Origin of the sequence: Sinorhizobium sp. FG01, from assembly GCF_002531875.1 — a bacterium.
In the GTDB taxonomy this organism is placed as follows: domain Bacteria; phylum Pseudomonadota; class Alphaproteobacteria; order Rhizobiales; family Rhizobiaceae; genus Sinorhizobium; species Sinorhizobium fredii_C.
The window spans coordinates 500,085-519,458 of sequence record NZ_NWTB01000004.1 but is presented as its reverse complement, the minus strand read 5'-3'; the positions used below and the strand labels follow the sequence as shown (position 1 = coordinate 519,458).

General features: G+C 63.3%; 21 protein-coding genes, 1 other RNA gene and 1 pseudogene. 9 read left to right on the top strand and 14 right to left on the bottom strand.

The features are described 5' to 3' along the window. Window positions 1–58 precede the first annotated feature (58 nt). Window positions 59–2,029, top strand: coding sequence for an ATP-binding protein (locus tag CO656_RS07925; protein ID WP_172900186.1), 1,971 nt, complete (start codon window positions 59–61; stop codon window positions 2,027–2,029). A 454-nt stretch (window positions 2,030–2,483) separates the two neighbouring features. Continuing rightward, window positions 2,484–2,915 (top strand): nuclear transport factor 2 family protein, encoded by a 432-nt coding sequence (locus CO656_RS31385; protein ID WP_179864729.1) that lies wholly within the window; start codon window positions 2,484–2,486, stop codon window positions 2,913–2,915. Between the two features lie 11 nt (window positions 2,916–2,926). On the opposite strand, the gene miaA is transcribed toward CO656_RS31385, so the two are convergent. Continuing rightward, entirely contained in the window at window positions 2,927–3,838 is a 912-nt protein-coding gene (miaA, locus tag CO656_RS07915) for a tRNA (adenosine(37)-N6)-dimethylallyltransferase MiaA (protein WP_097525363.1), read from the bottom strand. On the opposite strand from miaA, the gene serB reads away from it, so the two are divergent. Next, window positions 3,837–4,724: a phosphoserine phosphatase SerB gene (serB, locus tag CO656_RS07910; RefSeq protein WP_097525362.1), complete on the top strand. Its 888-nt coding sequence runs from the start codon at window positions 3,837–3,839 to the stop codon at window positions 4,722–4,724. The genes miaA and serB overlap by 2 nt on opposite strands. Continuing rightward, a complete protein-coding gene (locus CO656_RS07905; RefSeq protein ID WP_097525361.1) occupies window positions 4,721–5,293 on the top strand; it encodes a GNAT family N-acetyltransferase in 573 nt (190 codons plus the stop codon). Before serB ends, CO656_RS07905 begins: the two co-directional genes overlap by 4 nt. Before the next feature lie 41 nt (window positions 5,294–5,334). On the opposite strand, the gene CO656_RS07900 is transcribed toward CO656_RS07905, so the two are convergent. The 8 genes from CO656_RS07900 to CO656_RS07865 form a co-directional block, all read right to left on the bottom strand. Continuing rightward, window positions 5,335–6,843, bottom strand: a complete 1,509-nt coding sequence (locus CO656_RS07900; protein WP_037415667.1) for a Do family serine endopeptidase — start codon at window positions 6,841–6,843, stop codon at window positions 5,335–5,337. Window positions 6,844–7,051: 208 nt separating this feature from the next. Continuing rightward, the gene (locus CO656_RS07895) at window positions 7,052–7,438 is read right to left on the bottom strand and encodes an ACT domain-containing protein (protein ID WP_037415654.1); all 387 of its coding nucleotides are present in this window, start codon (window positions 7,436–7,438) and stop codon (window positions 7,052–7,054) included. 6 nt (window positions 7,439–7,444) lie between these two features. Then, on the bottom strand, window positions 7,445–7,630 hold the full coding sequence (locus CO656_RS07890; RefSeq protein WP_012708553.1) for a DUF2065 domain-containing protein: 186 nt from the start codon (window positions 7,628–7,630) through the stop codon (window positions 7,445–7,447). A gap of 7 nt (window positions 7,631–7,637) precedes the next feature. Then, window positions 7,638–8,570 (bottom strand): protease modulator HflC, encoded by a 933-nt coding sequence (locus CO656_RS07885; RefSeq protein ID WP_037415651.1) that lies wholly within the window; start codon window positions 8,568–8,570, stop codon window positions 7,638–7,640. Continuing rightward, window positions 8,567–9,649: an FtsH protease activity modulator HflK gene (gene hflK, locus CO656_RS07880; protein WP_037415648.1), complete on the bottom strand. Its 1,083-nt coding sequence runs from the start codon at window positions 9,647–9,649 to the stop codon at window positions 8,567–8,569. The genes CO656_RS07885 and hflK overlap by 4 nt, the downstream gene beginning before the upstream one ends. A 203-nt stretch (window positions 9,650–9,852) precedes the next feature. Continuing rightward, complete coding sequence (locus tag CO656_RS07875) at window positions 9,853–10,392, bottom strand: dihydrofolate reductase (protein ID WP_097525360.1); 540 nt, start codon at window positions 10,390–10,392, stop codon at window positions 9,853–9,855. Beyond that, the gene (locus CO656_RS07870; protein ID WP_037415642.1) at window positions 10,385–10,990 is read right to left on the bottom strand and encodes a glutathione S-transferase; all 606 of its coding nucleotides are present in this window, start codon (window positions 10,988–10,990) and stop codon (window positions 10,385–10,387) included. Before CO656_RS07870 ends, CO656_RS07875 begins: the two co-directional genes overlap by 8 nt. 76 nt (window positions 10,991–11,066) lie before the next feature. Then, window positions 11,067–11,861: a thymidylate synthase gene (locus CO656_RS07865; protein ID WP_037415665.1), complete on the bottom strand. Its 795-nt coding sequence runs from the start codon at window positions 11,859–11,861 to the stop codon at window positions 11,067–11,069. Window positions 11,862–12,052: 191 nt separating this feature from the next. On the opposite strand from CO656_RS07865, the gene CO656_RS07860 reads away from it, so the two are divergent. Beyond that, window positions 12,053–12,475, top strand: a complete 423-nt coding sequence (locus tag CO656_RS07860; protein WP_179864722.1) for a gamma-glutamylcyclotransferase family protein — start codon at window positions 12,053–12,055, stop codon at window positions 12,473–12,475. A 12-nt stretch (window positions 12,476–12,487) separates the two neighbouring features. Here the strand turns inward: CO656_RS07860 and CO656_RS07855 are convergent, their stop codons facing one another. The 4 genes and pseudogenes from CO656_RS07855 to CO656_RS07840 form a co-directional block, all read right to left on the bottom strand. After that, window positions 12,488–12,706 (bottom strand): hypothetical protein, encoded by a 219-nt coding sequence (locus CO656_RS07855; protein WP_037415662.1) that lies wholly within the window; start codon window positions 12,704–12,706, stop codon window positions 12,488–12,490. A 59-nt stretch (window positions 12,707–12,765) separates the two neighbouring features. After that, window positions 12,766–13,008, bottom strand: a complete 243-nt coding sequence (locus tag CO656_RS07850; protein WP_037415629.1) for a hypothetical protein — start codon at window positions 13,006–13,008, stop codon at window positions 12,766–12,768. Between the two features lie 19 nt (window positions 13,009–13,027). Further along, window positions 13,028–13,234 carry a hypothetical protein gene (locus tag CO656_RS07845; protein WP_097525358.1) on the bottom strand — a complete coding sequence of 69 codons (207 nt, stop codon included), beginning with the start codon at window positions 13,232–13,234 and terminating at the stop codon, window positions 13,028–13,030. A 243-nt stretch (window positions 13,235–13,477) separates the two neighbouring features. After that, window positions 13,478–13,779: pseudogene (locus CO656_RS07840) on the bottom strand (DUF2853 family protein). A gap of 148 nt (window positions 13,780–13,927) precedes the next feature. Between CO656_RS07840 and ssrA the strand changes: the two are divergent. The 4 genes from ssrA (at window position 13,928) to CO656_RS07820 (ending at window position 15,555) form a co-directional block, all read left to right on the top strand. Further along, window positions 13,928–14,284, top strand: a transfer-messenger RNA (tmRNA) gene (ssrA, locus tag CO656_RS07835). Between the two features lie 200 nt (window positions 14,285–14,484). After that, on the top strand, window positions 14,485–14,994 hold the full coding sequence (locus CO656_RS07830) for an SspB family protein (protein WP_037415622.1): 510 nt from the start codon (window positions 14,485–14,487) through the stop codon (window positions 14,992–14,994). Window positions 14,995–15,009: 15 nt separating this feature from the next. Then, window positions 15,010–15,231, top strand: a complete 222-nt coding sequence (locus CO656_RS07825; protein ID WP_037415619.1) for a DUF4169 family protein — start codon at window positions 15,010–15,012, stop codon at window positions 15,229–15,231. 93 nt (window positions 15,232–15,324) lie between these two features. Beyond that, complete coding sequence (locus tag CO656_RS07820; protein WP_097525357.1) at window positions 15,325–15,555, top strand: ribbon-helix-helix domain-containing protein; 231 nt, start codon at window positions 15,325–15,327, stop codon at window positions 15,553–15,555. Window positions 15,556–15,587: 32 nt separating this feature from the next. Here the strand turns inward: CO656_RS07820 and CO656_RS07815 are convergent, their stop codons facing one another. Next, window positions 15,588–19,331, bottom strand: coding sequence for an AsmA-like C-terminal region-containing protein (locus CO656_RS07815; protein ID WP_037415614.1), 3,744 nt, complete (start codon window positions 19,329–19,331; stop codon window positions 15,588–15,590). Window positions 19,332–19,374 lie beyond the last annotated feature (43 nt).

The window sequence follows — 19,374 nt, the reverse complement described above, 5'->3', positions numbered from 1 at the left end:
GCTCAACAGTGAAACTCAAGCTCCGATCAGCGCCGGAGAACAGGACCGCCGCGACGGCATGAAGCCGGGGAACCGTTTCCTCGGGCGGGTCGTCGCGTGCAACGGCTCGCGCGCAACCATCGCAGCCGTGGCCGAGGGGGGCGAGACCTCCCTCACCGAACTCTGGTCGGTCGGTCGGCTGATTTCGATCTCAGTCGGCACAAACCGGATCGTCGCTCTGGTCTGCTCCATGCAGACCGCGGCCGAAGAATGGAGCGAGGAGACCAACAACACCTTCCGCATCGAGGTCGAATTGATGGGCGAAGTCTTCAAGCGCCCCGACGGACAGGAAGAGTTCTCAGCCGGTATCAGCCGCTATCCCTATCTCGGCGCCATCGCGCACCGGATCCGTGCAGCCGATCTTGCGCGGATCTATGATTCCCGGCAGGCGGACAGTTGCGTCATCGGCAAGCTGACGCAGGACGAAAGCCTCGATGCCACCATCCATGTGCCCTCGATGCTGGCGAAGCATTTCGCCATCGTCGGCACGACCGGCGTTGGCAAGTCTACGGCCGTCACACTGCTGCTCAACAAGGCGATTGCCGCCGATCCGAAGCTACGCGTCCTGATTCTCGATCCTCACAACGAGTTCGCGGCCGCCTTTCCGGAGAGTGCGGTGGTCATCGAGACCGATACGCTCGACCTGCCGTTCTGGCTCTTCCGCCTCGAGGAATTCGCGGAAGTCCTCTTTCGCGGTCGGCCGCCCGTGCCCGAAGAGCTCGATATCCTGCGCGATGTGATCCCGGATGCCAAGAAGGCCTTCAAGGGCGGCGAGTCCGGCCTAATGCGCCGTCAGACCGAAAAAAGCTCGATCACCGCGGACACGCCGGTCCCCTACCGCATCGCCGATCTGCTGGCGATGATCGACGAGCGCATCGGCCGGCTCGAGGGCCGCAACGACAAGCCGCATCTGCGCTCGCTGAAGGTGAAGATCGTCTCGGCGATCAACGATCCGCGCTATCACTTCATGTTCTCGTCGAACACGATCACCGACACGATCCAGGACACGATCGCCAAGATCTTCCGTATACCGGGCGAAGGCAAGCCGATCGCCACCTTCGAACTCGCCGGCATTCCGTCCGAGGTCGTCAATTCGGTCGCCTCGGTGCTCTGCCGCATGGCGTTCGAAATCGGCCTCTGGAGCAATGGCGGCATCCATATGCTGGTGGTCTGCGAAGAGGCGCACCGCTACGTGCCCGCCGATCCGACGCTCGGGTTCCTGCCGACGCGCCAGGCGATCGCCCGGATTGCCAAGGAGGGCCGCAAATACGGCGTGTCGCTCGGCATCATCACGCAGCGCCCGGGCGAGCTCGATCCGACGATCCTGTCGCAATGCTCGACGGTCTTTGCCATGCGGCTCGCCAACGACCGGGACCAGGAAATCATCCGCTCGGCGATTTCCAATTCGTCGATGTCGACCACCAGCTTCATTTCCTCGATCGGCAACGGTGAGGCGATCGCATTCGGCGAGGCCGTGGCAGTGCCGATGCGCATGCGCTTCGGCCGGGTCGAAGAGGCGAGGCTTCCCCGCGCCCACGGCATCATCGACAAGGTCGACGAGGATCAGCCGCCGGTCGTCGACCTTCGTTCGATCGTCAGCCGCATGCGCGCCATGAACGGGCCGGACATTTCGAGCTTTCAGCAAAGCTATCTTGCCGCCCAAAGCAACCTGGCGGTTCCCTATGAGGATCGTACCGGCGATGCGCCCGACGAAGTCGAGCCGATGGATCTGCGCGACGATTTCTCCACGTCCGCGCTTGAATCCTATCGGCCCGAAATGTTGCCGCGCGGGTCCGAGCCGACCAATCCGCAGCTTGAACGCTTCAACCAGATCCGCGACCAGATCCTCTCCGGGCAGGCGGAAAAAGACGCCGCGCGAATGCTGAACACGCCGGCAGTGCCGGAGCGCGGCTTCTCGGCCTCCGCAACCTCGGGATCGCTGCGCGAGAGCCTGCTGAAGCGCCCTCTCGGAAGCATCATCCGCAAATAGCAGGGATCGGATCGCGACCTCCGACGTTGTTGCCATAGAACGCGCAGCAACAGGACGGGAGGCTGCAATGGACGAGCGAGAGGCCTGGCAACGGGAACGCGGACTGTGGCTCGAAGGTGCCGGCGCGTACCAGCAACTGCTCGACGACGAATGCCTGATGGCCTTTGCTCCGGTGGGCATCCTCGGCGGGGTGGAAATCATCCGGGCTCTCGATGGCGCGGCGCGCTGGCTGGACGTGGAGATGACGGAGCGGAGGAGCGCTCGGCCGAATGACAGCGTCCTCGTATTGGCCTACAGGGTCGACGCCCGACGCGACTCCGATGCCCCCTATGCGGCCTATTGCACCTCGACCTATGCACGAACCGGGAAGGCGTGGCGGCTGGTTCAGCACCAGCAGGCGCCGATCGATCCCTCGGCAAACCAACCGGGCACGGCGCCGCGACAGGAGAACGCAATGGATGAAATCCTTCGTAGCTTTTTCAATCGCTACGAGAGCATGGCAAACCGCGTGCTCGCCAGGGAAATGGACGTAGCCGAGACGACCTTCGCCTTCGCATCCGATTTCATCGCCGCCTCACCGGCGGGCGTCATGGCGGGGAAGAACGACCAGAGCCTCAAAGCGTCGATGGAAAAGGGTTACGCCCGCTACAGGGAAATCGGCACGAAGGAGCTGAAGATCCGCGACCTCAAGACAACGCCGATCGACCCGCTGCATTCGCTCGTCCGCGTCGACTGGCGGTCCGTCTATGAGGCCGATGGGCGGCCCGATGTAGTCATCGATTTCGAGGTCCACTATCTTGTCCAGCTGCGCAATGGAGAGCCGAAGATCTTCGGCTGGGTGAGCGGCGACGAAGAGGCCGTGCTCCGGGAACACGGCATCGGCTGAGCGAAACGCGCCTAGAGAACTTCGTCTGGCTGCGCGATCCGCTGCCAGCTGTCATCGAGCTGGTTGCGGAACCAGGTCATCTGGCGCTTGGCATATTGCCGGGTCGCCGCCGCGCCCGTGGAGATCACCTCCGCCTCCCTCATCTCGCCCCTCAGCATCGCGGCGATCTGCTGCACGCCGATTGCTTTCATCACCGGCATGTCCGGCGAAAGCTTCAGCGCCAGGAGCGCCTGCACCTCCTCGACCGCGCCGCTAGCGAGCATCGCCTCGAAGCGCCGATCGATCCGGCTGTGAAGAAGCGACCGTTCGGGCAGTACGACGATTTTCCGGGCTCGGTCCGGATCGACAATCACCGGGCCGCGCATCTGCTGATAGTGACGAATCGGCTTGCCGGTCGCCTCGACGACCTCGAGTGCGCGGACGATCCGTTGGCCGTCTTCAGGCCGCAATTGTGCCGCCGCCTGCCTGTCGCTGCGCTCGAGCTCGGCGTGGAGTGCGGCAGCCCCTTCGACCGTCAGCCGCTGTCGCAGCCGCTGCCGGATCGCCGGCGGAATGTCGGGCATGTCCGCCAGCCCACCGGTCAGCGCCTTGAAATAGAGGCCCGTGCCGCCGACGAAAACGGGCAACCTGCCCTCGCCGCGCAGTCTCTCGACCAAGACCTCGGCGTCCCGCAGCCAGGCGCCGGTGGAGTAGAGACGCCCGGCCGGCACATGGCCGTAGAGAAAATGCGCGATGCCGCCCATCTCGGGCTCGTCGGGACGCGCGGTCAGCACTTTCAAGGTATCGTAGACCTGCATGCTGTCGGCATTGACCACCACGCCGCCGTGCCGCTTCGCCAGCGCCACCGCAAGCGCGGACTTGCCGCTGGCGGTCGGCCCGGTTATCAGGATCGCGTCCAGATCTCGTTCAAGGTTTTTCATCATGGCTCTCGTTGCCACGCTTATCGCCAATCCGTCAAATCCCGTTCTCACCCCCGCGCTGGCTGAGGCGGCGGCCGCAGCCGTTGAGGCATCAGGGCTTTACTGGCTGGCCGATGGCGTTGCCTGCGACCTTGCGCTAAAGGACGGCACGGATCCAATTGAAGCCGAAGCGCGGCTGCGGGACACGATGGATGGAGCCGCCGTCGACGTCGCCGTGCAGGATGCCGAGACGCGCCGAAAGAAATTTCTCATCGCCGACATGGATTCAACCATGATTGGCCAGGAATGCATCGACGAACTCGCCGCGGAAGTCGGGCTGAAGGAAAAGGTTGCCGCGATAACTGCCCGCGCCATGAACGGCGAGATCGCCTTCGAACCGGCGCTGATCGAACGCGTGGCGCTCCTGAAAGGCTTGCCCGCCACGGTCATTGCCGAAGTGATCGCCAGGCGCATCACACTGACGCCCGGCGGACGCGAGCTGATCGCCACCATGAAGGCAAAGGGCCACTATACGGCGCTCGTTTCCGGCGGCTTCACCGTTTTTACCGGTCCGATCGCCGAAAAGCTCGGCTTCGATGAAAACCGTGCCAACGAGCTTCTGGAAGAGAACGGAGCACTGACCGGCGAGGTCGCCCGGCCGATCCTCGGCAAGCAGGCCAAGGTCGACGCGCTGATCGACATCACGGAACGGCTCGGCATCTCGACGGCGGACGCGATCGCCGTCGGCGACGGCGCCAACGATCTCGGCATGCTGCAGCTTGCCGGCAGCGGCGTGGCGCTGCACGCCAAGGCGGTCGTTGCCGAACAGGCGAAGATCCGGATCGATCATGGCGATCTCTCCGCCCTCCTCTATCTCCAGGGCTATCGCAAGACGGATTTTGTGACGTGATCATCGGCAAGACCGAGCGCCTCATCATCCGCAACTGGCGCGAGAGCGATCGCGATCTCTTCGCCGAGATCAACAGCGATCCGAAGGTGATGGAATTTTTTCCGTTTCGACGTGACCGGGCGGCGGCCGATGCGCTGTTCGACCGCAATGCCGGCACCATCGCCGAGACGGGCTTCGGCTTCTTCGCGCTTGCGCTGCGCGACGGCGACGTGCCGATCGGCTTCTGCGGGCTGGCCCGCACCCATCTTGAGCCGCATCTGCCCGACGGCACAGTCGAAATCGGCTGGCGCCTTGCCGTTTCCTATTGGCGCAAAGGCTACGTCACCGAGGCAGCGCTGGCGCTTGTAGACCTCGGTTTCGGTGAAAGGAACCTCGGCGAAATCGCCTCCTTCGCGGTGGCGACGAACGCGCGGTCGATCGCCGTGATGAGGCGCATCGGCATGCGGCCGGACCCATCTCGCGACTTCGATCATCCGGGCGTGCCCGAGACGCATCAGCATCTGAAGCGCCACGTGCTTTACACGATCACAGCGGACGAATGGAGGCTGGGCGCAAAGACACCGAACTGATTTCCCGCGCCCTCTCCGGCAAGCTCGAAGACTGGGCCTCGCTACTCCATCCGCACCGTCACGAAACGCAGCTCGCCGGTCTTGCTGGCGATCATCAGCAATGCGTTGCGGCGGCCGTCGGCCTTCAGTTCGCCGACGCGGGAGGTGACGTCTTCCGGCGAGTCCATTGCCTCCTGACCGACCTCGACAATGACGTCGCCCGCCTCGACGCGGCGCTCGGCGGCGGGCGAGTTCGGCTGGACCTCGGTCACGACGACGCCGCTGACATTCTCGGCGATGCCAAAGCTCTTGCGGCGATCGGCGTCGAGCACCGCGAGCTTCATGCCAAGGACGACGTCCGTCGCCGGCAACGTGGCGGCCGGCGGCTTGCTCGGCTTGGCGCTCTCTTTTTTCAGTTCCCCGCCAGCTCCGGCGGCCGCCAGGTGTTCGCCATCCTCGAGTCGACCAAGCGTCACGCGCACCGTCTGCTCCTTGCCGTCCCGGATGATGACGACCTCGACGGCCTTGCCGACCGGGCTTTCGCCGACGGCACGCATGAGATCGCGCATTTCGCCGATCGCCGTTCCGTCGAAGCGGATGATGATGTCGCCCGCCTTGATCTCGCCCTTGGTAATCGGGCCTCCCTCGATGATGCCGGAAACCAGCGCTCCTTGCGGCGCGTCCATCTTCAGGCTCTCGGCGATATCGTCGGTGACCGGCTGAATGCGCACGCCGAGCCAGCCGCGCCGCGTCTCGCCGAACTCCTTGAGCTGGTTGACGACGTTCATCGCAAGCTCGGTCGGCACCGCAAAGCCGATGCCGACCGACATGCCGGTCTGCGACAGGATCGCGGTGTTGATACCGATCACCTCGCCCTGCATGTTGAACAGCGGCCCGCCGGAATTGCCGCGGTTGATGGCGGCATCGGTCTGGATGAAGCTATCATAGGGTCCGGCATTGATATTGCGGCCGCGCGCCGAAACCACGCCGACGGAGACGGACACGCCGAGGCCGAAGGGGTTGCCGACGACCATGACCCAATCGCCGATCCTGATCTTTCGTGAATCGCCGAAGGACACCGCCTTTAGCGGCTTCTTCGGCTCGACTTTCAGCACCGCCAGATCGGTCTTGGTATCGTTGCCGACCAGCTTCGCCTTCAGCCGGGTGCCGTCGGAGAGATTGATCTCGATATCGTCGGCATCTTGGATGACGTGATTGTTGGTGACGATATAGCCGGACGGATCGATGATGAAGCCGGAGCCAAGCGAGTTGACCGTCCGCGGGCGCCCGCCCTCGCCGCCCTGCCCTTTGAAGAATTCGTCGAAGAATTCCTGATGCGGCGAACCCTCCGGCACCTGCGGCATCGGCGCATTGTCATCGTCGGCCTTGACGTTCTGCGAGATGGAGATGTTGACCACGGCATCGAGCAGGCTTTCGGCGAGATCGGCGACCGAGGGCGGCCCGGCCGCCGGCCGCGGCAGCGCCGTTTCGGCAAGAGCCGTATTGGAAAAGAGCAGTGCCGTCGCAGCCGCCAACACCAGGCCGCGGAAGATCTTGGGTCGTTTCGACAAGTCGCTGTGCTCCTGTATTCCGTTGCGCCACACGGTTCACGGACTCCGCTCGTCCGCGATCACCACGTGATCCCTTCCCATTCGTTTCGGCGAATTATACCACTGCCGCAAGGCGTTGCCGCGGCTGCTTCGCGCAGCAAACGATCTTCTGTTGAAGATACGGCGGTTTTCCGGAGCGTCCAGACACGATTTCCTGATCTTCGGCGGATCAGCTGGTGATTTCGTGGCCGTGCTCCTTCAGCGCCTGTACCGCCTTTTCGAGATCGGAACCGGCAACGAAGACATAGTCGGTGCTGAAGGTCGAATTGGCGAAGACGCCGACACCGGCCGCCGAAAGCGGGCGGAGCACGGAAGACAGGACCCCCGGCACATCGAAGCTGAAATGCTGTTCGATGCGGAGGCAGCGCCAGCCAAGCGAGCTCTGGACGCTCGAAGGGACACGGGCGGCACGGCAGACGAGCGTCATCTCCTCGCGCGAACTCGAAACGGTCCAAAACCCTGGCCCGGGCAGCCACTCCGGAATAGCGGACCCGATAGTCAGGCGGGTAATCGCATATTCGGCATCGACCAACCGGATCAGCAGTGTATGTGGCATTTCGCACTACCCTCGAAGCAACCAAACAAGTCCGACGCCAACCGCCACCGATGTGAGCCCGGCGAGGCGCAGCTGATGCTCCGGGACATACGGCAAACGCTTCGCCAATTCCACAAGAACCAAAGGGGCCAGTGCGTACACCAGCCCCTCGATGATCAGGAAAAATGCAAACCCGGTCAAAAGATCGGACATCGTCCGCTCAATCTCCGGTCGCAGGCGCTGCCGGTACGGTCGGCGAAAGCGGCGCCGCCGCCCCGTCCGCGCTGTTGAAATAACGGAAGAATTCGGAGTGCGGCGACAGTACGACGGTTGTGTCCGGATTTCCGATCGACTGAGTATAGGCCGCCATCGAGCGATAGAATTCGAAGAAACCGGGGTCGCGTTGGAAAGCGTCTGCGAAGATGCCCGTCCGCTCGGCTTCGCCCTCGCCTCGAAGGATTTCCGAATCGCGCTGGGCTTCGGCGACGATCTCGACCACCTGGCGATCGGCAATAGCGCGACGGCGCTGGCCCTCTTCGTTGCCGCGGGCGCGGATCAGTTCGGCCTCGGCCAGGCGCTCCGCCTTCATGCGGTCGAAGGTCTGCTGCGAGACTTCCTGCGTCAGGTCCGTCCGGCGGATGCGGACGTCCTCGATGTTGAGTCCGAGCGATTCCGCGTCTCCCCGCAGATCGGCGCGAACCTCGCGCATCATCGACGCGCGCTCGTCCGAAAGCGCCGCCTCGAAGCCCCTCAGGCCGTAGACGCGGCGCAGCGACGCGTCGAGACGCGTGCGAAGACGCGCTTCTGCAGATTCGCGGTCGCCGGACACCGTTTCACGGAAGCGGCGGGGATCGGCGATCCTGTAGACCACGAAGGCGTCCACCTCGTAGAACTTGCCGCCGGAAACCTGCACGCGGATATTGTCGAGGTCGAAGCGGAGCGCCTGGTCCTCGACATATTGTACACGGTCGGCATCCATGAAGGCGAAAGGCAGCTTGAAATAAAGCCCGGGCTCGGTCTTCACGTCGCGGATTTCACCGAAGCGGACGACGATCGCCTGCTGGCGCTCATTGACGACGAACACCGACGAGTAGACGACGACCAGCAGCGCCGCGAGGACGATGAGGATGATGGAACTGCGATTGTTTATCATTGGGTACCTCCCGACTGCGCGGGCCTGCCGATTTCGTTGAGCGGCAGATAGGGCAGCACGCCCTGGCCGTTCTTCTCGTCGAGAATGACCTTTTTCGACTTGCCGAGAACATCCTGCATGGTTTCGAGGTAAAGCCGTCTGCGGGTGACCTCCGGTGCCTTGGAATAGGCGTCATAGACCGAAATGAAGCGCTGCGCCTCACCCTGGGCTTCCTTGACGACGCGGTCCTTGTAGGCGGCCGCCTCTTCCCGGATCTGGGCTCCCTGGCCGCGCGCCTTGCCGAGCACCTGGTTGGCATATTGGTTGGCTTCCTCGACGAAACGGTCCTCATCCTGCTCGGCGCGCTGCACCTCGTCGAAGGCGTCAGCCACTTCGCGCGGCGGCGCCGCATCCTCGATCGCGACCGTGTTCACCGAAATGCCGGCGCCATAGGTGTCCATGGTGGCCTGGATGGTGTTCTTGACGTCGGCGGCGATCGCCTGACGGTTGTCGCGGAAGATGTCCTGGGCCGGGCGCCGGCCGACGACCTCGCGCATGGCGCTCTCGGCCACCTGCTGCAGCGTGTCGGCCGGGTTTTCGACGTTGAAGAGATAGGACTTCGGATCGGTGACCGAGAACAGTACCGAGAATTGCACGTTGACGATATTCTGATCGCCGGACAGCATCAGCCCGGCGCTCGACTGGGCGCCAACACGGCTGCCGATATTCAGCTGCTGCTCCGTCACCTTGACGATCTCGACGGTTTCGAGCGGCCAGAAATGGTAATGCAGGCCGGGCATGGAGATTTCTTCCTTCGGCTTTCCGAAGCGCATCTCGACGCCGCGTTCATCCGGCTGGACGGTGTAGATCGAATTCAGCAGCAGGAAGCCGACGATCAGCAGGCCGACGATGACGAAGATGCCACCGTTGAAGCCGCCCGGAACGACGTTCTTCAGCTGATCCTGGCCGCGACGGATGATCTCTTCCAGATCCGGCGGGCCGCCCCGGCCTCCGCGCGGTCTGTTTCCCTGACCCCATGGCCCTTGATTGCCGCCGCCGCCCCATGGGCCGCCGCCGCCATTCTGATTGCTCCAGGGCATCAAAACCTCTCTTCAAAGAAAATTCTCTCGCTGGACGCCCCGCAGACATGCGGCCGGTCACGACGTGATCCCGTTATAGGTATCATGTGCATTGCTTTCAACGCGATACGGGCGAGTTCACCGTAAAGTGCTAAAAATAGTTGACGGCTTCTCGACGCGATCGGAAAGGAACGAAGCGAGTATTCGCCACCGGTCGGCTTCGACTATTTTGGCAGCGTTTCGCGGCGACGCCACGTGACAAAATGCATCGCATGGCTGTCCTTCTCACCGCGCGGCAGATCCTCCTCGAAGACCTTCTCGAAAATTTGGGGGTCGATCGGCGGAAAGCGCGTATCGCCCTCCACCTCGGCCTGCACTTCGGTCACGTGCAGCACGTCGGCAAGGTCGATCGACTGCCGGTAGATCTCCCCGCCGCCGATGATGCAGATCTCGTCGGCACCGAGCTCCGCCGCATGCGCTCGCGCCTTGTCGAGCGCCTCCTGGAGCGAAGAGGCGACCTCGGCTCCCGGGGCCGTAAAGTTCAGGTCGCGGCTGATGACGATGTTCGGCCGGCTTGGCAGCGGGCGGCCGAGCGACGCCCAGGTCTTTCGCCCCATGATAACCGGCTTGCCGATCGTCAGCGCCTTGAACCGCTTGAGGTCCGTCGAAAGCCGCCACGGCAGGTCGCCCTCGCGCCCGATCACACCGTTGGTCGCAACCGCGACGACGATGACGATTTTCGGCTCCGGTCTTGCATCAGTCATGGAAACCACTCGGTTTGCTGTCGATTTCGCGGGCGCGCAGCAGCGCCGGCCGGTCGGTCACGGCGTGGATGTAACGGTCGATCACGTCGCTTTCCGGCAGGATCTTGCGCATCCATTGGAGCGCGCTTGCGAGCAGCAGGTCGGCCGCACTCATCCTGTCGCCTATGAGATAGGGCTGGCGCGTCAAGACATCGATGACATGCGCGCACATCTCGGTGTAGAGGCGCGCCAGCATCGGGTTGCTGACTGTCACGCCGGAAATATGGGCAAGCGCCGTCGGCTCGATCACCCCGGCATAATAGGCAAGCCAGGAAAGATAGGCGCCGCGGTCCGGGTGGCCGGGCGGCCGACCGAGGCTTGAGTCGGGATAGAGATCGGTCAGATATTGCACGACGGCGGCCGACTCCCAGACGAGCGTTCCGTCGTGCAGCAGCGCCGGCACCTGCTTGTGCGGATGCGGATTGTTCTCGTCCGGGCCGCCGGACCCATCCCAGCGGCGAATATTGACGTAGCGAATCTCGTATTCGGCGCCGAGCTCCTCGAGCAGCCAGATGATCCGCGACGAGCGCGACAAGGGTGCATGGATCAATGTCAGCATCAGAACCTCCCGTCCTCGCCGGCATTTTTGAGCGTCACCGGGTGACTGGCCGCCCGATACTCCAGTACATTCGCGTTCAGACCGCGACGGGCGCCTTTATATGTGAATAGGCTTCGTAGCCGAAGAGCGTAAAGTCCTCGAACTTGAAGGAGAAAATGTCCTTGACCGCCGGATTGATCTCCATCCTCGGCAGCGCCTTCGGCGTCCGCGTCAGTTGCAGCCGCGCCTGCTCGAAGTGGTTATGGTAGATATGCGCGTCGCCGAGGGTGTGCACGAAGTCGCCCGGCTTCAGCCCGGTCACCTGCGCCACCATCATCGTCAGCAGCGCATAGGACGCGATGTTGAACGGCACGCCCAGGAAGATGTCGGCGGAACGCTGATAAAGCTGGCACGAGAGCTTGCCGTCCGAGACGTAGAACTGGAAGAGGCAATGGCACGGCGGCAGCGCCATTTCGTCGACGAGCGCCGGGTTCCAGGCCGAGACGATGTGCCGGCGCGAATTCGGATTGGTCTTCAGGCCCTCGATCAGCCCGGCGATCTGGTCGATGTGGCCGCCGGCGGGCGCCGGCCAGGACCGCCACTGGTAGCCATAGACAGGCCCGAGTTCGCCGCTTTCATCGGCCCATTCGTCCCAGATGCTGACGCCGTTTTCCTTGAGGTAGGCGATATTCGTCTCGCCCTTCAGGAACCACAGGAGCTCGTGGATGATTGAACGCAGATGCAGCTTCTTGGTGGTCAGCACCGGAAAGCCTTCGGCGAGATCGAAGCGCATCTGATAGCCGAAGACGGAACGCGTGCCGGTGCCTGTCCGGTCGCCCCGGTCGGTTCCGTTGCTCATCACGTGGTCGAGAAGCTCTAGATACTGCCGCATGGTCCTTCGCACCGCCGATTCGTTCGTGCCTTGAAAATAGGACGAAGCCAAGGTGTAAGCCATGGGGGAACCACTGGCGCGGCGACGTTTTCCCGCGATTTGGCGCTTCTATCGCATGCGGAACGCGCGGAGCCCGGAACAGCCGGTGATCTTGAACGTTGGAGGGGGCACCGCATCGGAGCCATCGCTTGATGGAAAGACCTCAGTTCGTTTTCATTTTCGGCACCTTGAAGAAAGGCTTTCCGCTGCATCGGCGCGGCCTGGCGCATGCCGCCTATTTCGGGCCCTATGGCACCGCAGCGAACTATCCGATGCTTGTCGCTGGACCGTGGTTCGCGCCGATGATGTTCCATGAGCCCGGCAGCGGCTTGCGTGTCAGCGGCGAACTCTATGCGATTGACCCCGCTACGCTCGAACGACTCGACCGCATGGAGTCGATCGGCAAGCCCGGTAATTTCCGGCGGCGTATTCGCGTGGTGCCGAGGCGGCACGGCTGCCGTTGCGAGGCTTTCGCCTACTTCAAGGCAAGGTTTCTCGCCGCGCCCGTCCACACCGGATATCTGCGATCCTATGAAGACAGGCGCTTCGTGCCGCCCTGGCGCCGCGGAATGTAGTGCCCTAACCTTCTATTTCGCAGGTCGCCGATTTCCGGCGTGGTCCTGGTATTGCTCTGTCTTCGTCGCGTTCTGGTCAAGCCCCCTCGCTTGAGAGTGCTGTGCCTTGTCGCGGTTGGACAATACGTCGCTCTCGCCGACCATTCCGTCTTTCATAGTGGTGCGGGCACCGCTGCCGGAGCCCTTTCCCTTGTCTGGCTTTCCGATGTTCTTACGACTGGCGTTGGCCATTGCCATCTCCTTTGCCGCTCAGCTTTCGCGAGGCTATAGAATTGCCGAAATGAGGCGATCTACCGCCCGGTGTCCTTGTGGTGCCGGCTTTCCTGGTTCTCGCCTCTCAGAATGCTGCGATCGTTCTCCTCGCGGGCATCCGCATGCGCCGTGTCGAGCTTCTGCCCCTTCCGCTCCGCCCTGCGCAGAGCATCCGATCGGTTGAGCTCCGCTTCGGCATCGAAGTCCTTGCCGGCATTCGATGTTTTCTCGCGGCCCTGAATTATCCGTTGCTGCTGTTCGTGCGTCTTCCTGCCGACCATGATCGGATCTCCTGATGGCTCATTTGTTCGTTCGGCCGCGATGGCCCGGATTGGCACCGCCTTGCGGCGTCGGGTCATTCGCCACATCGCCTTCGATCGTGTTGTTTCGCTTGAGGCTTTCGTGGTCCGACGGTCCGCGAATGCCCTTGGACTGACCGATGCCGGGATCCCGCTTGAGGTCCTTGTCGCTCGGTCGTTGTGTTCTCGGTTGTTTGGAGGTTGTCATCGGGGTGCCCTTCCCTTCCTGCCGATCTTGCCGCGCCAGCGGGCATCGCCGGCCTGATGTCTTAACCGGGCCCGGCAGCGAATGTTCCGAGAATGGAGGACGATTGCAGGCCAAGCCCGCAACGTCTGGACGAGAGCGCTGGACGACGATGCCTGGGGAAGGATGGAGATGGATGGGGGAGAGCCGAAGGCGTCGACCGAGGTAAGGGGATGGTGACGGATCCGCCATCCCCTGCCTCTCCGATCAGAGCGTCTGCAGTTTGCCGAGTTCCTTCGCGACGAGGTAGTAGAAGGTGACGCGGGACTTGGAACGGTCCTCGGCATGGCCTTTGCAGCCGCGGCGATCGCCGCATCTGCCTCCGACCCGCCGACGCCGAGCTTCTTCTCGCACCACCTCTCTTTGACCCGCTCCAGGGGATCGGAGGCCGAGACGAGCGCCGAATCACGATTTCGAAGTGCGATCCCGAGGCGACGCACGATTTTGTTCGCGACGGCCACATCGGCACTGCTGTCGTATTTCTGTACGTCTGCGGGATAGTCGTTCATGCTTCCCGCCATCTGACGTTTGTTGGCTGAATGGGCACTCTTCGCGAACTGCGTGCAGCAAGGAAAGTTTTGCACGCTCTTCGAGCACATCAAGCGTTTTGGAGGCAGGCGCAGGCCCGAGACTTATCCGTCTGATTTCCTTTCCTCACCCCTTTTCTTGGCTGCTTGAAAGACCTATATGACAGAAGCCGTCTCCGGGCGGCTATGGCAATAAACGGGCGATGCAATAAACCCATTGGACCCGGGGGCGGTACCCGGCGCCTCCACCAAAAACCGGTCGCTGCACCGGCTTTTGATGGGGGCGAAATAGGATCGACAAGGGCGTAAAGATCGACTTTTTGCTCGGCATTGTACCACCGTTATCGGGCTAAACTTATAGTTGCAAACGACAACTATGCTGAAGCACGTCTCGCTGCCTAACGGCGGTGCGGCACTTCAAATCAAGTCCTTCCGGGTAGCACCGTAAGGCGGGGTCCGAAGGCACCTGGCAACAGAAGCCTTCACCTTCTCCCCCGTGCTGAAATCGGCTATAGATGCCTTGTTAATTGACTCGTCCGATTTGGACGGGCAATGAGACGAAACATGGCCAGGCACGTACGGCCTGACGCCGACCGCCCCGAATAGGGCATTGAATTGCTGTATGAAACGCGATTTCGATCCGAGCCATCATGCGGTAAAGTGAATTTGAAGAAAGACGGGGATCATATGGGCCAGGACCACATCCGCTACGACATTCTGGCGCAGGACGCGCTTCGCGGCGTCATCCGCAAGGTGCTGGCCGAAGTCGCCGCTACCGGCCATCTCCCCGGTGACCACCATTTCTTCATCACTTTCCTGACGGGGGCTCCCGGCGTACGCATCTCGCAACATCTCAAGGCGAAGTACCCGGAACAGATGACGATCGTCGTCCAACATCAATTCTGGGACCTGAAAGTTTCCGAGACCGGCTTTGAAATCGGCCTCTCCTTCTCCGATACGCCGGAAAAGCTGGTCATCCCCTTCAATGCTGTTCGCGGTTTCTACGATCCGTCGGTGAATTTCGAACTCGAGTTCGATGTCGCGGCCGGCGAGGAGGACGAGTCGGAATCGGCGGAGATTACCGCTTACCCGGTCAACGAGGCCGATGACGCTGAGCAGAAGAGCCCGGCGGGCGACGGCCCGAAGGGCGGCGGCGGTTCGGTCGTCTCGCTCGATTCTTTCCGCAAGAAGAACTGACCGCCGGAGCGTGGCATGAGCGGCGAGGTCGTCAACCTGCGTCAGTTCCGCAAGCGACAGGCCCGCGCCGGGCGGGAGACGCAGGCCGAACAGAATCGGATCTCTTTCGGCCGAACGAAAACGGAAAAATCCCTCACGACGGCCCTGAACGAAAAGGCGACCAAGACGCTCGATCAGGGCCGACTGGAAGGCTCGGCATCGCCAGATCGGCCCGTTGCCGATGGGGACGAGGCCTGAGCCGCCCTCTAAAAAAACGATTCCCCCACAAGGACTTGGAAACGATTCCGGAATCGGATTGCCAACCCGTTGAATCGACTTGTGAGGCCAGGGATGATCGCCAAGCATTCGGCGACGCTGCACGGACACCGCACCAGTTTCACGCTTGAGGATCCCTTCTGGCAGGAGCTGAAGTCGATCGCCAAGAGCCGCGACATGCCGCTCGCGCGTTTGATCGCGGAGATCGACGACGGGCGCAATCGGGAAGTAAACCTCTCCTCGGCGCTGCGGCTATACGTGCTTGCCTGGATAAAAGCCCAGGCAAAGGCCGCGGAATCTCTTTGAGCCGCTCAACCTCATTTTCCTGACTTCTTGATCTACCGCACGGTGATGTCGGGCAGCATGTCGAAGTTCAGCCCCTGCCCCGCCGGCGGGCCGGCGTTCTCGCCGGCGGGCGGCGGCGCATTCCGCTGAACGTCTTGGACCGGAGCACCTTGAGGCTGCGCTGGCGGCCGCGGAAGTTGGCGCAAGCGCTGGCGCTCCTCTTCGGCCGCCCGACGAGCTTCGGCTGCCCGAGCCATCGCCTCGGCCTTCATCCGCGCCGCTTCGGCCGCGGCCGCCTGGCGCCGGCGCTCCTCGATGATCGCCCGCCGCCGCTGGACTTCGCGCTCGGCGGCCCGCGCCCTGTAAAGCGCCACCTCTCGGCGCAGGCGCTGTTTTTCAAGAACGTTCGCCTGCAGCGTTTCCACCCGCCGACGCTCCTTTTCGTAAGCGCGAAGCGACAGGAAATTGGCGAGGTCGGTAACGTCGACGCTGACGCCGGGAGCCGCAAGCAGTCCCGCATAGCCGAAGCGCACGCGCGGCTCAGCGCCGGCAAGCGCCTCTTCACCCGGCCGGAAGGTGAGATCGACCGCACCGCTTATCCGTTCGGCCGGGAGATCGAAGGAGACTTCGCCGGAGAAGGCAGCATTGCCGTCCGCGGCCGTGACGTTCTGTGCCCTGACGGTTCCGCCGGCGATGCTGAAGGGCGCCTTGACGGTACCGACGACCGATTGGCCATTGAAGAGCAGCTCTTCAGCGGCTTTGCGCACGGCGTCCGGCGAAATCTCGGTCTTCATCGCATCGGCCGCCGCCATCAGTTGCGGCAGCGCCGCCGTGTTGATGCCGTTGAGCGTAACGCCATTGAACGTCGCCGAGCCCGAGCCGCTGACCGAACTTGCCATCGCCTTCGGCGTCGCACCGGACGCTTCCATCGCGACGGAAAGGTCGAACCGGCCGGTCGCAACGGGACCGTTCTGCCGCGCCCATCCCGCCGCAGCGAGATCGCCGCCCGTCAGGTCGAACCGCGAGCGCAGGAAACCCGAGCCGTTTGCGTTGCCGACTTGCAGCCGTCCCACGAGCTTACCTCCCAACCAGTCGCCCGCCGCCTCGCTCAAGGCAAGTTCATCGCCCTTCCATTCAAGCTTGCCGCGGAAGCTGGTAATCTCCCCATAGACACCCGGCCAAAAGCGCTTTGCCGTGAGGTCGAGAGCGACGTCGAGCCCCGTCCAGGCGGGCTGCGCGAGGGGCGCCACCGACAATCCACCGGCCGATGGGTCGTGGACCTGTCCAAGAATCCCTTCGCCGAGCCAGGCAAGGTCGATCGTATCGAGCGCCAGTTCGCCGCGCGCCGTGCCGGGCGCCTTGCGGTCGAGCGTCAGACTACCGGCAAACCCGTTCCGGTCGGCGCTGCCTTCGATGGCTGAAAGCGCGACCTTCTCAGGGTCGACTGCGATGTCGGCGGTCAGCTTCACGGGCAGCCCGCTGCCCATCTGCGGCAAGGCAATGCCCTGCAGCAGCAGATAGGGCTCGAAATCCTCCGTCTGCAGCGTCAGCTTGCCCTGACCCTCGAGATAGTGATCCCTCGAAAGGTCGACCGTCCCCTTGGCGGCGATCTGCGTCTTCTCGGTCGTGAAGGTCAGCGAGCCGTTCGCCTCAGAACCCTCCGTGCTCTGCAGCTTGACTGCGAGAATGCCGTTGGCGTCCGCATCGAACGGCAGCGGATCGAGCCCGGCCTGGCCGAGAAGAACCGGGGTCTGCGGGTTCTCGAGCGTCGCCTCCAGCAATATGCCTTTTCCGGCAAGGGCCTGGGCAACGTCCGGCGCCTGATAGCTGGCGGCAATCTTGCCGCCATTGGCGGTGCCGATCACCCCAAAGGTGAAGGGCGCGTTGCCCTCCTTGCTGCCCGCCGTCAAGGTCATGTCGAGGGCAGCGGCGGAATAATAGGGTCCGGCCCTGATCAGCCGCGCCAGGGCCGGGTGGGTGATCGTGTGCCGCCCGACAAGTTCCAAAAACGGCGTCAGCTCTTCGGCGGCAAGCTTCATCTTCGCCGAAATCACCGGCTTCTCGAAACCGCCGCTCACGCGGCCGGAAAAGGCGAGTTGGGCGCCGGAAAGGTTGCCGATTGCCACCCGCTCGGCCTGCAACTGGCCATTCTTGAGCGTTAGGACGGCCTGCACGTCGCGCGCCTCCTCGCCGAAAGCGGAAAACGTCTCGGCGGACAGTTCGGCAGCGATGGCGTGATTGAGCAGGGTTGCGGTCGAAGCATCTCCGGCAACGAGGCCGGCCAGCGCCTGCAGCGCCTCGAGGTCGATGCGGTTTCCCTTGAGCTGCAGCGACAGCGTCGGCTGCTGCTCGGCAAAGGACTGGCGCTCCAGCCTTCCCTTGAGGGTCGCTGGGCCGGCCGCCACTTCGAGCTTCTCGAATTGCTGCAGCGTGTCGGTGAGGTTGACGGTCGCGGCAAAACCCGCCGTCTTAAGCTTGCGAATGGCGGGATCGACCGATCCGGCGAGCCAATTGGCGAGCCCCGACGGTTGATTGGAGGCGACGACGATGTCGCCGCGAAAGGCGCGCTGCCCCATGAGGTTCAGCCGTCCCTTGGCCTCCAGCTGCGTGCGGCCGGGCAACAGCGCCACCGCGTTGTCGACGATCCAGCCGGCGCCGTCAGGTCTGACGTCGAGACGTATGTCGCGCACGGTGGTATCGCCGATGACGATCGCCGGAAGCTTCAGGCTCGCACGGCCCGGCACCTGCGGGATGGGGATGTTGGCGGCAATCGCCATCATCGTTTCGACCCGCTGTCGCAGGGAAACTGCCGGGTCGCGACCGGTCTTGCCGCCCCGGCCGGAATTGCCGATCCGACTGACGTCGATCTGCTGCCCGTCGGCGATCAACAGGAACTTCTGATCCTTGCCGGTATCGAGCGTTGCCTCGCCGGTGACGACATAAGGATCGTCCGGCGGACCGACCTCGAAATGATATTCCGGCACGCGGATGCTCTCATTGGTGAGCTGGAACTCGCCATTGATGCGCAGCGCCCGGCCGGTTCTTCCCTCCTCGGCCGGCCGATTCTCCGTCAGCGTGAAGCGGCCCGCATAGACCGGCCTGAAATCGACGACCTTGAGCTCGCCGTCGAGCTCGACGCCGAAGGGGCGCGCGTCCGGCGTCAGCCGGGCGCGAAGGCTGAGCGCTCCTTCCTCGTCCACCGCATTGCTCACGAAGGAGAAGCTGCCCGCTTCGCCATCGAGCGCGGCACGGCCCTCGACTTTCCAGGGACCGGCCAGCGAACGGGCCGACACGTCGGCGGAAAGATCGCTCACTCGGCGCGTACGCCCGGTCTGCTCGTCGACGAATTCGATCTCGCCGTCCACGATCTCGACGTTTTCCAGCACGACGGTGTTCGCAGGGATCGCCGCGCGCGGGCCGCGCGCCCAATCGAGCGTCCCGTCCGGCTGCAGCCGCAGTTTTGCCCGCGGCCGGTCGAGGCGCATGTCGAAGATCAGCGCCTCGCCGCTTAAGAAGGGTGCGAGCTCTGCGCTCATCGAGAACTGGGCGACCTGGATCAGCGGCTCCCCGCCGCCTTCAGCGCCGACGCGCACGTCGTTGAGGGTCACCGTCGGGAAGGGGATGAGCCGCGCATCGACGCTGCCGTGCACGACGACCGGCTTGCCCATGATCCGGCTCGCCTCGCGCTCGAAATCGGTGCGGAAATCGGTCCAGTTTACGAACAACGGTGCGATCAGCGCCGCAAAAAGCGCGACAACCAACAGGCCGCCAGTGATTACGAAAATTCGCGCCAGCACCGTGTCACATTCCCATCTGTTCCGTTCGCGCCCCACTTTGCGA